Source organism: Streptomyces sp. MBT53 (assembly GCF_016654115.1).
Taxonomy (GTDB): domain Bacteria; phylum Actinomycetota; class Actinomycetes; order Streptomycetales; family Streptomycetaceae; genus Streptomyces.
This window is the reverse complement of record NZ_JAEQAZ010000002.1, coordinates 1-13,411: the sequence shown is the minus strand read 5'-3', so window position 1 is coordinate 13,411 and position 13,411 is coordinate 1. Positions and strand designations below refer to the sequence as shown.

General features: G+C 69.4%; 11 protein-coding genes. 9 read left to right on the top strand and 2 right to left on the bottom strand.

The window, feature by feature from the left end:
• The first annotated feature begins 41 nt into the window (after nt 1–41).
• The 3 genes from JHN45_RS01090 (at nt 42) to JHN45_RS01080 (ending at nt 1,841) form a co-directional block, all read left to right on the top strand.
• The gene (locus JHN45_RS01090) at nt 42–950 is read left to right on the top strand and encodes an alpha/beta hydrolase (RefSeq protein WP_201047615.1); all 909 of its coding nucleotides are present in this window, start codon (nt 42–44) and stop codon (nt 948–950) included.
• A 173-nt stretch (nt 951–1,123) separates the two neighbouring features.
• On the top strand, nt 1,124–1,468 hold the full coding sequence (locus JHN45_RS01085; RefSeq protein WP_236583068.1) for a hypothetical protein: 345 nt from the start codon (nt 1,124–1,126) through the stop codon (nt 1,466–1,468).
• A 208-nt stretch (nt 1,469–1,676) separates the two neighbouring features.
• On the top strand, nt 1,677–1,841 hold the full coding sequence (locus JHN45_RS01080; RefSeq protein ID WP_201047613.1) for a hypothetical protein: 165 nt from the start codon (nt 1,677–1,679) through the stop codon (nt 1,839–1,841).
• Between the two features lie 59 nt (nt 1,842–1,900).
• Here the strand turns inward: JHN45_RS01080 and JHN45_RS01075 are convergent, their stop codons facing one another.
• On the bottom strand, nt 1,901–2,422 hold the full coding sequence (locus JHN45_RS01075; protein ID WP_201047612.1) for a hypothetical protein: 522 nt from the start codon (nt 2,420–2,422) through the stop codon (nt 1,901–1,903).
• Between the two features lie 335 nt (nt 2,423–2,757).
• Between JHN45_RS01075 and JHN45_RS01070 the strand changes: the two genes are divergently transcribed.
• The 6 genes from JHN45_RS01070 (at nt 2,758) to JHN45_RS01045 (ending at nt 12,268) form a co-directional block, all read left to right on the top strand.
• Complete coding sequence (locus tag JHN45_RS01070) at nt 2,758–3,123, top strand: hypothetical protein (RefSeq protein WP_201047611.1); 366 nt, start codon at nt 2,758–2,760, stop codon at nt 3,121–3,123.
• A gap of 4 nt (nt 3,124–3,127) precedes the next feature.
• Nucleotides 3,128–7,537 carry an AAA family ATPase gene (locus JHN45_RS01065; RefSeq protein WP_201047610.1) on the top strand — a complete coding sequence of 1,470 codons (4,410 nt, stop codon included), beginning with the start codon at nt 3,128–3,130 and terminating at the stop codon, nt 7,535–7,537.
• Nucleotides 7,538–7,691: 154 nt separating this feature from the next.
• Entirely contained in the window at nt 7,692–8,621 is a 930-nt protein-coding gene (locus tag JHN45_RS01060; RefSeq protein WP_200714715.1) for a UTP--glucose-1-phosphate uridylyltransferase, read from the top strand.
• A 113-nt stretch (nt 8,622–8,734) separates the two neighbouring features.
• Complete coding sequence (locus JHN45_RS01055) at nt 8,735–9,643, top strand: RNA polymerase sigma-70 factor (RefSeq protein WP_201047609.1); 909 nt, start codon at nt 8,735–8,737, stop codon at nt 9,641–9,643.
• Between the two features lie 94 nt (nt 9,644–9,737).
• Nucleotides 9,738–11,438 (top strand): L-aspartate oxidase, encoded by a 1,701-nt coding sequence (locus tag JHN45_RS01050; RefSeq protein WP_201047709.1) that lies wholly within the window; start codon nt 9,738–9,740, stop codon nt 11,436–11,438.
• 83 nt (nt 11,439–11,521) lie between these two features.
• On the top strand, nt 11,522–12,268 hold the full coding sequence (locus JHN45_RS01045; protein WP_201047608.1) for an SDR family oxidoreductase: 747 nt from the start codon (nt 11,522–11,524) through the stop codon (nt 12,266–12,268).
• A gap of 77 nt (nt 12,269–12,345) precedes the next feature.
• On the opposite strand, the gene JHN45_RS01040 is transcribed toward JHN45_RS01045, so the two are convergent.
• A partial coding sequence (locus JHN45_RS01040) for a cytochrome b N-terminal domain-containing protein (protein ID WP_201047607.1) occupies nt 12,346–13,411 on the bottom strand: 1,066 nt, incomplete at its 5' end.

The following is a 13,411-nucleotide window of genomic DNA, read 5'->3' as shown; positions in this document are numbered from 1 at the left end:
CCCCTTCTCCCTCCGCTGAACAGGCAACAAAGGAAAGCGCCATGCAGAGCATCACCTTCGACAACGCCGGCATCACCATGGCCGGGAACCTCCACCTCCCCGACGACTTCGCCGAGGACGGGTCGTACCCGGCGATCGTGTCCGTCCACCCCGGTGGCGGCGTCAAGGAACAGACCGCCGGCCTCTACGCCGCCGAGCTGGCCCGCGAGGGCTTCGTCGTCCTCGCCTTCGACGCCTCCCACCAGGGAGAGAGCGGCGGAGAGCCCCGCCACCTCGAAGACCCCGCCTCCCGCGTCGCGGACATCCGGTCCGCCGTGGACCACCTGTCCACGCTCGGCTACGTCGACGCCGACCGCATCGGCGTGCTGGGCATCTGCGCCGGAGCGGGCTACGCCGTCGACGCCACGATGACCGACCGCCGTATCAAGGCCGTCGGCACCGTCAGCCCGATCGACATCGGGGCCGCCTACCGGCTGGGCTGGGACGGCACCGAGCCCGTCGCCACCCAGCTCGCGACCCTCGACGCGGTGGCGCGGCAGCGGACCGCCGAGGCCAAGGGCGCCGACGCCGCGATCGTGCCCTACGTGCCCGAGACCGTCGACGAGACCTCCGTCCCCGACATGGCCGAGGCCCACGACTACTACCGCACCCCCCGCGCCCAGCACGCCCGCTCCGACAACCGCATGCTGTTCACCAGCATCGCGAGCATCTACGCCTACGACGCCTTCCACCAGGTCGAGACCCTGCTCACCCAGCCGCTCCTCATGGTCGCCGGCAGCAAGGCGGGTTCCCTGTGGCAGGCCGAGCGGCTCCTGCCGAGGGTCAGCAGCCCGAAGGAACTGGCCGTCGTCGACGGCGCCGGACACGTCTCGCTCTACGACGTCCCCGAGTACGTCGACCAGGTGACCGCTCACCTCACGCCGTTCTTCACCAGGTACCTGGGACGCTAAGGCCCTAGGTGCTGGCATGATGGTGGTCATGTCCATGTACCGAAAGGTCCATGCCGCGTAAGCGGCCCGGCGCGTTGCGCGCCGAACAGTCTCTCCGTGTCGCTCGGGGCCTGCCTCCGCAGCGAATCCACGGGCTCTCTGCCCGAACCAGCGCCGCCATAGATCGGGTGGAGATGCTCGCGGGCGACTACTACGTCTGCCCGGGTGCCACCGACGGTGCGCTGCGGCGGTATCGGGCGTTTCTGCAGGCCCCCGGACGACGCCCCCTGTATCCGCAGGACGCGGAGTGTTCGTGCCGCGGCTGCTCCTTGGACGACGTACGGCACGCCCGCGACGTGCTCGAGGAGGTCATGCAGCAGTTGCCTCCCTGGCCCCGAGCCCAGCTGGAGCGCCAGGTGCGCGAGCTGGATGCCAGGTACGTCGAGCGGACGCTGCCCGATCCGTTCGCCGCTGAGCGGCAGTGGCGTTCCGACCTCTGGTGGCGGTGCCGTCTGTCCGGCGGACGGGAAGGCGGATGAGGTCAGACTCGCTGCAACTCGAACAGGGGGATCACCCGGCTGGTCACACCTGCGCGCCGTCATCCCGTACGCGCTGCAGACCACGGCGATCGAACTCCCCGTCATGGGCACACTCCTGGCCAGGATGCGCAACTCGATGGGCCTCGGCCCGCGCAAGAGCAGGCGGGCCGCCCGCGCGGCCAAGCTCTTCCTGCCGGTCGCCTGACTCATGCAGCAGGGTCCCTACGAACGCTACGTCCTGCGCCGCGTGTGGGGACCGGACAGCATCCGTCTGCTGGAGTCCGCCCGCCGCCTGCACGAGCAGACGCTCGCGCAGCGGGCCATGAACCACCTTGCAGGCGGCCCGAAGGGCGGGTCCACGCCTGCCGCATGAAGGAGCGGAAAGGACCCGTGTCCTCCTCGTGGACGCCGACCCCGGCGGCGCTCAGTCCGTCACGCCTGCGACTTGGCTTCGGGCCATGTCGTGTCGAACCAGTCCATGAACGGCAGGACACCGCCGACCAGCTTGACCCGCTGGTGAATGGCGATCTGGTCGTGCCCGGGCAGGAAGTCGCGTCCGGACGGGACCTCTTCGCCGCACCCGCACGCGCAGTCGGTGCGATCGAACGGCGAGTCGAAGTACTGCACCGGGTTCTGACTCTTCTCGACCGGGGACTCGTTGCCCACGTACTTGTCGTACACCGGATCGCCGGGCTTGAGGATCGTCCCGTGGATCGTGCGACGACCGTCCGGGGCCGGGGCGGAGATGTGGTCGATCTCCACGGCCAGGACGACGATGCCCATCGCGCTGAACACCACGTACCGTTCCCGGTCCGCCCGCGTCCCCAGCTTCCAGCGGCCGTTCCCCGCCGCGTACACCTCCTCGTCGGAGAGCCCCGGACGCCATCCGGCCGACGACTTCCCGTGCTCGTCCTCCGGCCACGTCCGGTAGGCACCCAGTCCGATGTTGAGCATGCCGAACCCCCAATCCCCTGCCCCACAGTCCTTCACCCCGGGGCGATGAAAAGAAGGTAGACCCCCTATCCATCTCAGCGCAAGGCTTGGATGAAGTGCGTACGGATTGAGGGTTCTGATCGATACTTGCAATCCAAGGATTAAAAGTATGGAGGAGGGGGGTGATGCCGTCACTGTGGCATGGCTTAGGCGCTGGTCGTTGACCGTCCATCCCTCGTCCGGGTGGTGCGGGTACCGACGCCACCCGCACGGAACGGGTTGAGCGATATGAATCGTGGCGGCGGTGCCCAGGTGGCGGGCAGCGGGAACGGGGACGGGCGCAGACAATGGAGCCAGTGGTATTCACCATCGGTGTGGGCGAGTCCGGTGGGGCGGGTGCGGTGCCGGAACTCTGGCGGCGGTTGGCGGAGGGCGCTGCGGCCGGGTGCCATTTCGAGTTCAGGAGCGGACGCGCGGTGCCCGGCACGCTCGGTGGCCTGCCGGAGGTCCTGGCGACGGTCGCCGCGGGAGCGGTCAGCGGATGCGCCGCGGTCATCGTCACCTGGCTGCGCGAGCGGACGTCGAACGTCGAGATCACCATCACGCGCGAGGACGGCACGGTGACCACCGTCAAGGCCGATCGGTGCGAGCGGATGGACGCCGTACGGCTGGCCGAGTTCGTCCGCGAACGTACTGCTGTCACCGAATCCACCGAGGGATGACCGCATGTCCCTGGCCGACCGGTACGGTCCCGAAGACGTTCCCGACCAGGTTCTCATCGTATCGACGGGCAGACACACGGCCGGTTCGGGGCTGCCGGACGTCCCGGCCGCGACGGCGTCCGGACGGGCCTTGGCCAAGGCGCTCGGTGCGGGTGAGTGCGGGGCGCAGCGGCACGTACGGCTGCTGACCGATCCGGCGGACGTCAACGAACTCGGCGAGGCGATCGCCGACGCCGCCGAACGCGCGACGGGCCTGCTGCTGGTGTACTTCATCGGCCACGGTGTCCTCGGACCCGGCGGCGACCTCTATCTGGCCACATGCGCGACCGACAGCACCAAGGCCGTACGGCTCGCCCACACCGCGCTGCCGTGCGCCATGCTCGCGAACTACCTGCTGTCGTCCCGGGCCACCGCACGAGCCGTGGTCCTGGACTGCTGTTTCTCGGCGCACTCCTTCAACAGGCTGGGTGGCACACGGACTTACGTGATGGCGTCCGCGTCCGAGGACGTACTGGCGCCGTCCGGGACGGTCGTCACTCCGTTCACCGCGGCGGTCATCGACGTGCTGTCCGCCACCGCCTCGGGGGCCCGACCGCAGGTGACCCTCGACGACCTCTATCGCGAGGTCGTCGGCCGCCTCCCGCACCAGGCCGGCCGACCGCGCCGCCTGGGCGCCGACGCCGTGGGGGACACCGTCCTGGCGGTACGGCCGCAGCGCGGCGTGCCGGGTACCCGCATCGCGGACGGCGCGCATCCCTACCCCGGCCTGGCCGTGTTCGAGACGGTCCAGGCGCCGTTCTTCCACGGCCGCGAACGTGAACTCACCGAACTGACAGTGCTGTTGGCGGATCGCGTGCGCCACCCGGGCCCCTTGGCGGTCACCGCTCCGTCCGGCACCGGGAAGTCGTCACTCCTGCGGGCCGGGATGCTCGCGGCCGTCCGGACCGACCACGTACCCGTTCCCGGTATGAGCGACTGGCCGGTCGCCCTCTTCCAGCCCGGCCGTCGCCCGATCGCCTCCCTCGCCCGCGCCCTGGCCGCCGCTCTGCCCACAACCGACGACTCACGGTTCCACGACCTGATCACGGCCGGCGGCCCCGCCCTCGCCGACGAGGTACGACGGGCACTGCGACAGCACCACCAACTGGGCGCGGAACGGCGTCTGTTGATGGTCGTCGACCAGTTCGAGCAGGTGTTCACGGCCGAACCGACGGAACGGGAAGCGTTCCTCACGGCCCTACAGATCCTGTGGCGTCCGAACGGCTCCCAACCGCCGCCGGCCGTCCTGGTGTACGCGGCCAAGCTCGACTTCTACGGCTCCTGCATGGCAGCCGAGCAACTGACCGACGAAACCGCGGCGGCCCCCTTCCTGCTGGGCCCGCTGCACGACCGGCAGATCGAGCGGATGATCACAGGCCCGGCACTGCGGGCGGGCCTGGAACTGGACGGCGGACTGCCTGCCCTCGTCCACCAGGATCTCGCCGAACTGTCCGGCGGGCGGCCGGTCGTCGATCCCCAGAACCTGCCGCTCATGGCGCATGCCCTGCGGTCCGCATACGAACACGGTGACGGACTCCGCATGACCGTGGCCGACTACCTCGCCGTCGGCGGGGCGTCCAAGGCGCTGGCCCGTACGGCTTCGACCGTCTTCGCCACCCTCGACCCGGCCGCTCAGAAAGCCCTGCGGGCCCTGCTCCCCCTCCTGGTGTGCGTCGGTGACGACGCACCGGACACCGCTCGCCAGGCCACGGAGGCGGAACTGCTGGAACGGGCGGCCGAACGCGAAGCGGCCCGCCGGGCCCTCGACGCCTTCACCGCGGCGGGCCTGATGCGGGAGGTGGCCGGCCCGGTACCGACGTACGAACTCGCCCATGAGACCTTGCTGCGGCACTGGCCGGAGATGCAGGAAGCCGTGGCGGAGAGTCACGAGAGCCAGGCGGCCGACCGGCGCATCCGGATGGACGCGGAGGCGTGGGAGGCGGCCGGACGCGACTCCGCCCTGCTGTACCGGGGCGGACGGCTCGACCTGGCCGTCGAGCGCACGGGGATTCGGGACGCGACCGTAGCGCCCATTACGGCGGCGTTCGTCGACGAGAGTGTGCGGGAACAGCTCGCCGAGAGACGGCATACGGCCTTGCAGCGCGGACAGAGACTCGCGCTTGTCGCGTTGATCGTGGCCGTGTCCGTTCTCACGCCGCTGTTCGCCATGCTGAGGAGCACGAACAAGGAACTCGGTGTAGCTCGGCAGAGTCAGAATCTCACCGAGGCCGCGAACCGCCTGCGAGTCCGTCAGCAAGCCGCGTCCATGCAGGTGAGCCTGGCCGCCTGGAAACAGTCACCGAACCTGGCGGGCCGCAGCGCGCTCCTGAACACCCTCGGAACCTCGCCGGAGGTTCCACTTTCCAAACACGACGGTGCCGTCTACGCCACCGCGGTCAACAAACAGGATCTCGTGGCGACGTCGGGCCAGGGCCGGGACCGGAGCGTGCGCCTCACGGACCTGAGCGATCCGTTCCAACCCCGTCCGGTCGGAACACCGCTGAAGGATCCCACCGCCAAGGTCAACGACCTCGCCTTCTCTCCCGACGATCACACCCTGTGGGCGGCGGACGCGGGAGGCATCGTGTGGCGTTGGGACATCACGCGGCCCGAGTCGCCCAGACGACTGCCCTCCATCCCGTCTCCTCGACGCGATGGCGAGGATCCGGACATGGCTCATGCCATGGCCTTCGACCGCCACGGCACGCGCCTCGCGGTCGGCTATGAGAGCGGCCGGGTCCTGGTGTACGACACCCGGACACTCAAGCAGGTGGCACAGCTCCTGAGTGAACCGCGTTCCTGGGCGAGCGCGATCTCCTGGAGCCACGACGACAAGCTCCTTGCCACGGCCTCCGCCCACAAGGTCCAGTTCTGGGCGGTGGGCGAAGGCGGGAAATTCGTCAAGGACGGTCCGGCGCACGGTGGCCCGCTCTCCGACATCGGCTCGCTCGCCTTCAGCGACGACGACAAGCAACTGTTCGGTACGACGTACGACGGTTTCCTCGCCACCAAGGTCTGGAGCCTTGAGGAACGTCGAACCGTCTCCTCGTCGGCGTCCGTACTGCTGGGGCCCGACGGAGCCCAGGCCGATGTAGTGAACGTACCGACACGCAAGCTCATCGCGGTCGGAGGCGTGGACCGCTCGATCGTCCTGCTCACCTCGGACACGCTCCGACCGGTTCTGACCTTGGCGGGACCCGCCCCTGTGGCATCGATCGCGCCCACTCACGACGGGAGCGCCCTCGTCGCGGGGTACTACGACGGCAGCCTCCGCGTGTGGCCACTCTCCGGCCCCCGCGTTCTGGGGTCCGGTAGACCGGCTCAGACGGTGGCCACGGCGCCGAACGGCAGGGTCGCCGCGCTCAGCGACAACGAACCCCGCACGACGCTCTGGGACCTCACGGATCCGCGTGAACCGACCTTCCTGGCGCCACTGCCTCTACCGCGTTTGCCGTCCTCGGTAGTGCAGTCCCTGGCCTTCTCCAGCAATGGACGCATCCTCGCCGGAGCCCTCGGAGCGGGATATGTCGTCCTCTGGGATGTCTCCGACGCCAGGGCGCCGAAGCTCTTGGGGCAGCCGCTGCGGGTCACGGACGACGGCGTATTCGCCCTCTCCGTGGCTCTCAGCCCGGACGGCAGGCTCATGGCCGCGGGCACCGCAGACCACATGGTCCACGTCTGGAACGTCGAGAACCCAAGTGATCCCGTTGCGCTCGGCGCCCCTCTGGAGGCATCGGCCCAGGTCGAGGATCTGGCCTTCGGCCCGCACAGCGACACCCTGGCGACCGCCGCGCTCGACGGGCAGGTCACGCTGTGGCGCACCAGCCGGGGGAAGCGGCCCACCCGACTGACCCACCCGTTGGCCTCGTCGGCCGCCGGCGCCAACACACTTGCCTACTCCCCAGACGGGACGACACTGGCCGTCGGCTGCGGAGAGGGCATCGTCCGGCTGTGGGACACAACCGATCCCGAAAAGCCGAGAGCCCTGCCTTCGTTGAAAGCCGCAGTCGGGTCCGTGTACTCAGTCGCCTTCAGACCTGGCGGGCCCGAAAGGCAGAGCGCACCCGTGCTGGCGGCCGGTTACGGCGACGGCAGTATCAGTTTCTGGGACCTTCAGCGCCGCCCGGCGGCCGACGACCGACTGATCGCGGTCGTCAGCGCCGGCACGAGTCAGGTCAAGGGCGTCGCGTTCACCTCAGACGGGAAGGAACTGTTCAGCGTGGACTCGTCGGGTACGGGTGTCGCGTGGTTCGTGGAACCGAAGCAGGCGGCGGCGTACGTCTGCGCCGTCTCGGGGCCACCGCTCAGCAAACAAGAGTGGGGCGCCGACGTACCCCTGGCCGCCTACGCGCGGCCGTGCGGCAAGGGCGGCTGACGGCATGTCGGCAGCGTCAGGCGCCCGGAGCTTGGAGATGGCCGGTACTCGATCTTCATCTTGGGCGCCGCGCCGGGTTCGACACCGGCCGTTGGTAGCGTCGGCTCCGTGCGCCTGCCGACAGGCACATGACGCTCGACCGGAGAGAGACGTGATGTCCCCGACGATTCGCAGGGCCGTGATTCCCGCCGCAGGGCTCGGCTCCCGGCTGCTGCCGCTGACGAAGGCGACACCGAAGGAGATGCTGCCGGTCGGCGACAAGCCGGTCATCGAGCACACCGTCCGCGAGCTGGTGGACTCCGGCATCACCGACATCACCATCGTCGTCTCGGGCGGAAAGTCCCTGATCCAGGAGCACTTCCGCCCCAACCCCGCCCTCGTCGACCAACTCCGCGAAGACGGCAAGACGGCCTACGCGGACGCGGTGGAGGAGGTCGCGGAGCTGGCCCGGCAGGGCCACATCACTTACCTCGACCAGTACGGCCCCTACGGCAACGGCACCCCCGTGCTGAACGCCGCCCGGGCCTTCGGCAACGAGCCCGTGCTGGTGCTGTGGCCCGACGACGTCTTCGTGGCCGAGGTCCCCCGTGCCCAGCAATTGGTCCGCGCGTACGAGCAGACCGGCTGCCCGGTACTGGCCCTCATGCCGATGGACCCCGTCGACTCCCAGCGCTACGGGGTGCCCATCGTCAAGGAAGATCTCGGGGACGGTCAACTGCGCATCACCGGCTTGGTCGAGAAGCCCGAGCCCGCTGCCGCGCCGTCGTCGTACGCGGCCATCGGCGGTTATGTCGTCACCCCCGGGATCATCGACGAACTGCGCGAGCAGACCCGCCGCTGGTACGAGCGCAGGACCGGCGAGGTCTACCTGACCGACGCCATCAACGCCTACGCGGCCACCCGCGCGGTGTACGGACAGGTCATCCAGGGCCGCTGGTACGACACCGGCAATCCGGCTGCCTACATGGTCGCCCAGATGGCGTTCGCGCTCGCCCACCCCGAGTACGGCCCCGTCCTGCGCGGCATGGTCGCCGAGCTCGACGGCGACCGTGCCGCCGTCGGCCGGGCGAAGACGAGCAGCTGACCTGCGCGGCGGTCGCGCCGTCGCGGAACCCGCCGAGCGCGATCGGCGGGGGAGGGCCGCCGTACGATGAGCGGGCGTTTGCGCGAAACGGGTCGGAACTGAAGGCGGCACGCATGGGTATCGGGGACGACACGGGCTCCCTCGACGAGGCGGCGAACGTGTTCATGGCGGCCCGTCCCCAGCTCTTCGGCATCGCCTACCGCGTGCTCGGCAGCGCCACGGAGGCCGAGGACGTACTGCAGGAGGCGTGGCTGCGGTGGCAGAACACCGACCGTGACGTCGTCCGCGAGCCGAAGGCGTTCCTCGCCACCGTCACCGCCCGGCTGGCGCTCAATGTCGCCCAGTCCGCGCGGGTGCGGCGAGAGTCGTACGTCGGCCCCTGGCTGCCGGAGCCTGTCGACACGCGCGCGGATCCGCAGTTGGGCGCCGAGCGCGCCGAGGCGCTCGACACGGCGGTGCTCTTCCTGCTGGAGCGGCTCAACCCCGTGGAACGGGCCGCCTATGTGCTGCGCGAAGCCTTCGACTACCCGTACCAGCAGATCGCGGACATGCTGGAGACCAGCGAGACCAACACGCGTCAGCTGGTGAGCCGCGCGCGCAAGCACATCGCGTCGGAGCGCCGCAAGCCCGTCGACGCCACCGAGCACCGACGGCTGATGGAGGTCTTCCTCGCCGCGGCACAGACCGGCGATCTGGCCGTGCTGGAGAACATCCTCGCCAAGGACGTCGTCAGCTACACCGACGGGAACGGACTGCGCGGGGCGTCCAAGTTCCCGGTCGTCGGCCTGGTGCACGTCTCCAGGTACCTCGCCGCCTTCGCGCCGCGCTTCTGGCCGGAGAAGGAGACCCACTGGGTCGAGGCCAACGGCGGCCCGGCCGTCCTCGTCACGGCCGAGGGGACGGCGGTCGTTCTGCTGACCCTCGACATCTCGGAACGCGGCATCGAGCGGGCCATGTGGGTCATGAACCCGGAGAAGCTCGCACCCTACGCGGCCTCGCTGGGCGGCGACATCACGTCCTGAGCTGTCACAGATCGCGGGGCTGCCCGGTCGTACGGGATGAAGACCCCAGTGATCGGAGTGGACCGTGGCTGTCACCGAACAACGTCTCGCGACCATGGTGCTGGTGATCGGCACCGGAGGAGCCGGCCTGCGGGCGGCGATCGAACTGGCCGAGGCCGGCATCGACGTCCTCGCCGTCGGCAAACGCCCCAAGGACGACGCCCATACGGCACTCGCGGCCGGCGGCATCAACGCGGCGCTGGCCACCATGGACCCCGAGGACAGCTGGCAGCAGCACGCCGCCGACACCCTCAAGGAGAGCTACCTCCTCGCCGACCCCCGCACCGTGGAGATCGTCACCCAGGGGGCCGCCCGCGGCATCGAGGACCTGGAGCGCTACGGCATGGACTTCGCGCGGGAGGAGGACGGGCGGATCTCGCAGCGCTTCTTCGGCGCGCACACGTTCCGCAGGACCGCCTTCGCCGGCGACTACACCGGCCTGGAGATCCAGCGCACCCTCATCCGGCGCGCCGAGCAACTGGACATCCCGGTGCTGGAAGGCGTGTACATCACCCGGCTGCTGGTCCACGAGGGTGCCGTGTTCGGCGCCTACGGCTTCGACCTCACGAGCGGACGACGCTACGTCATCCACGCCGACGCGGTGATCCTGGCCGCGGGCGGCCACACCCGCATCTGGCGGCGCACCTCCTCGCGGCGCGACGAGAACACCGGGGACTCCTTCCGCCTCGCCGTGGAGGCCGGGGCCCGGCTGCGCGACGCCGAACTGGTGCAGTTCCACCCCTCCGGCATCATCGAACCGGAGAACGCCGCCGGCACCCTGGTCAGCGAGGCCGCCCGCGGCGAGGGAGGCATCCTGCGCAACGCGCTCGGGGAACGCTTCATGGCCCGCTACGACCCCGAACGCATGGAACTCTCCACCCGTGACCGGGTGGCCCTGGCCGCGTACACGGAGATCAAGGAAGGGCGCGGCACGCCCAACGGCGGTGTCTGGCTCGACGTCTCGCACCTGCCCCGGCAGACGATCATGACGCGGCTTCCCCGCGTCTACCAGACCCTGCTGGACCTGCAGATGCTGGACATCACCCGCGATCCGATCGAGATCGCGCCCACCGCGCACTACTCGATGGGCGGGGTGTGGGTGCGCCCGGACGATCACAGCACCGACGTTCGCGGTCTTTACGCCATCGGCGAGGCGTCGAGCGGACTGCACGGCGCCAACCGCCTCGGCGGCAACAGCCTCATCGAACTGCTGGTGTTCGGCCGCCTCACCGGCCGGGCCGCCGCCGCGTACTCGCAGTCCCTCACGGCGCAGCCGCGCTCGGCGTCGGCCGTCGCCCAGGCCCGCGCCGAGATCGACGGACTCCTCGCCGCCGACGGACCGGAGAACGTACGTGCCCTGCAACGCGCCATCCGCGACACCATGACCGAGCACGCCGGCGTCGTACGCGACGAGGACGGCCTGCGTGCCGGACTCGCGGAACTCGCGGTGATCGAGAAGCGTATCGAGGCCGTCGGTATCCACCCGGACATCGCGGGCTATCAGGATCTGGCGCACGCCTTCGATCTCAAGTCGGCCGCGCTCGCGGCCCGGGCCACCCTCGAATCGGCGCTGGAGCGCCGCGAGACGCGTGGCTGCCACAACCGCAGCGACTATCCCGCCCTGGATTCCGCGCTGCGGGTGAATCTCGTGTGGTCCCCGACGACAGGTGTGACGCGCGAATCCATTCCGGCCGTGCCCGACGAGATTTCCGCCCTGATGCAGGAAGTGTCGACCGCGGGGAAACTCGTCGAATAGGTCGAGTCGGCGGTGTCACAGACAGAGCCGGTGCCCGGTCTCTACTGATGCAGGCATCAGACAAACCCGAAAGGAATTCCGTCATGAAGGTCGTAGTGATCGGTGGAACCGGACTCATCGGCTCGAAGGTGGTCGCCGGGCTCGGCGAGCACGGACACGAGGTGGTCGTCGCGGCGCCCAGCACCGGTGTCAACACGCTGACGGGCGAGGGCTTGGCCGAGGTCCTGAAGGGCGCGGCGGTGGTCGTCGACGTGTCCAACTCGCCCTCGTTCGAGGACCAGGCGGTCATGGACTTCTTCCGCACCTCGACGACGAATCTGCTGAAGGCCGAGACCGAGGCGGGCGTCGCGCATCATGTGGCGCTGTCCGTCGTCGGCACCGACCGCCTCCAGGGGAGCGGGTACTTCCGAGCCAAGCAGGTCCAGGAAGACCTGATCAAGGCGTCCGGCAACCCCTACACCATCGTCCACGCCACCCAGTTCTTCGAGTTCGCGAAGGGACTCGCCGACGGGGTCACCGAGGGCGACACCGTGCACCTGCCCGACGCCAGGATCCAGCCCATCGTCTCCGACGACGTGGCCGAGGCCGTCGCCCGCGCCGCGGTCGGGGACCCGGTGGGCGGCGTGGTGGAGGTCGCCGGTCCCGAGGCGTTCCAGCTGGAGGAGTTCATCCGCATGGGGCTCTCGGCCCAGGACGACCCCCGCAAGATCGTCACAGACCCCCAAGCGACGTACTGGGGCGCCGAGTTGGAGGAGAACACGCTCCTGCCGGGGCCTGACGCACACATCGCCGGGACGCGGTTCGCCGACTGGCTCACGCGCCAGAAGTAGAGTCCGTTCGCTCCGGGTGGCCCTTTCCTCCGAAAGGGCCACCCGGATTCCTTTTGAGGCGTGCGCCGTAGCGCTGCTCACCGAAGGCGGACTGCTTTGGCCGGCCGGTGCTGGTCCTCGTATTCCTGTGCCGTCGGTTTGGTGATCTGTGCGCCCTCGCCGTAGAGGCTCTTGCTGAGACGGGCCCGCAGGAACCGGGCGAGGCGGAGGGCGGCACGCGGATTCGCGGTGCCGGGACCGAGGGGACGGTACTGCTCGTGCTGGGTGAGAAGGTGGAGTTGTGCCTGGCCGAGCGGCTCGTGCAGTTCGACGAACTCGCCGTCGGGCAGGCGTTTGACGATGCCGGTCTCGCGTCCGTGCAGTACCTTTTCGCGGTCGCTGCGCTGAAGTCCGAGCGCCCATCGCTTCGTTACGGAATAGGCGGTGACGGGCACGAGGAAGAGGCCGATGCGGACAGCCCAGGTCACCGATTCGACCGCGACATGCAGACGGACGGCGATGATGTCGTTGCCCGCGCCGATCAGGGCCACCGCGTAGAAACTGAGCCACGCGACGCCAAGTGCCGTTCGTACGGGGCGGTTACGCGGTCGGTCCAGCAGGTTCTGGTCGCGCACATCGCGGGTCACCCAGGATTCGATGAACGGATACACGCCCAGGGCGAGGAAGAAACCGACACCCGCGGTCAGCGGAATCAGGTTGTCGAGCGCCAGGGTGTGACCCCGGAAATTGATCTCCCAGCCGGGCATCACCCGCAGGAGTCCGTCCGCCACGCCCATGTACCAGTCGGGCTGCGAGCCGGCCGAGACCTGGTCGGCGCGGTAAGGGCCGTACTGCCAGACGGGGTTGATCTGTGCGACCGCGGAGATGACGAAGACGGCACCGGTCACCAGCAGGAAATACCCGCCCGATTTGACGGCACGGACCTTGGCCGGAATGCCCACGACATTGCTGTTGGTGCGTCCGCGGCCGGGGTACTGGGTGTGCCCGTGGTAGAGCATCAGGGCCAGATGGGCGGTCAGGAGTCCCACCATGAGGGCGGGGATGATCAGCACGTGGATGGTGTTGAAGCGGGCGACGAGTTCGTGGCCGGGGAACTCGCCTCCGAAGAGGAACATCGACAGGTACGTTCCGACGATCGGGATG

Coding starts and splice junctions, on each gene's coding strand:
- JHN45_RS01090 (WP_201047615.1), top strand. CDS start 42: ATGCAGAGCATCACCTTCGACAACGCCGGCATCACCATGGCCGGGAAC.
- JHN45_RS01085 (WP_236583068.1), top strand. CDS start 1,124: ATGCTCGCGGGCGACTACTACGTCTGCCCGGGTGCCACCGACGGTGCG.
- JHN45_RS01060 (WP_200714715.1), top strand. CDS start 7,692: ATGTCCCCGACGATTCGCAGGGCCGTGATTCCCGCCGCAGGGCTCGGC.
- JHN45_RS01055 (WP_201047609.1), top strand. CDS start 8,735: ATGGGTATCGGGGACGACACGGGCTCCCTCGACGAGGCGGCGAACGTG.
- JHN45_RS01080 (WP_201047613.1), top strand. CDS start 1,677: ATGCAGCAGGGTCCCTACGAACGCTACGTCCTGCGCCGCGTGTGGGGA.
- JHN45_RS01065 (WP_201047610.1), top strand. CDS start 3,128: ATGTCCCTGGCCGACCGGTACGGTCCCGAAGACGTTCCCGACCAGGTT.
- JHN45_RS01050 (WP_201047709.1), top strand. CDS start 9,738: ATGGTGCTGGTGATCGGCACCGGAGGAGCCGGCCTGCGGGCGGCGATC.
- JHN45_RS01075 (WP_201047612.1), bottom strand. CDS start 2,422: ATGCTCAACATCGGACTGGGTGCCTACCGGACGTGGCCGGAGGACGAG.
- JHN45_RS01045 (WP_201047608.1), top strand. CDS start 11,522: ATGAAGGTCGTAGTGATCGGTGGAACCGGACTCATCGGCTCGAAGGTG.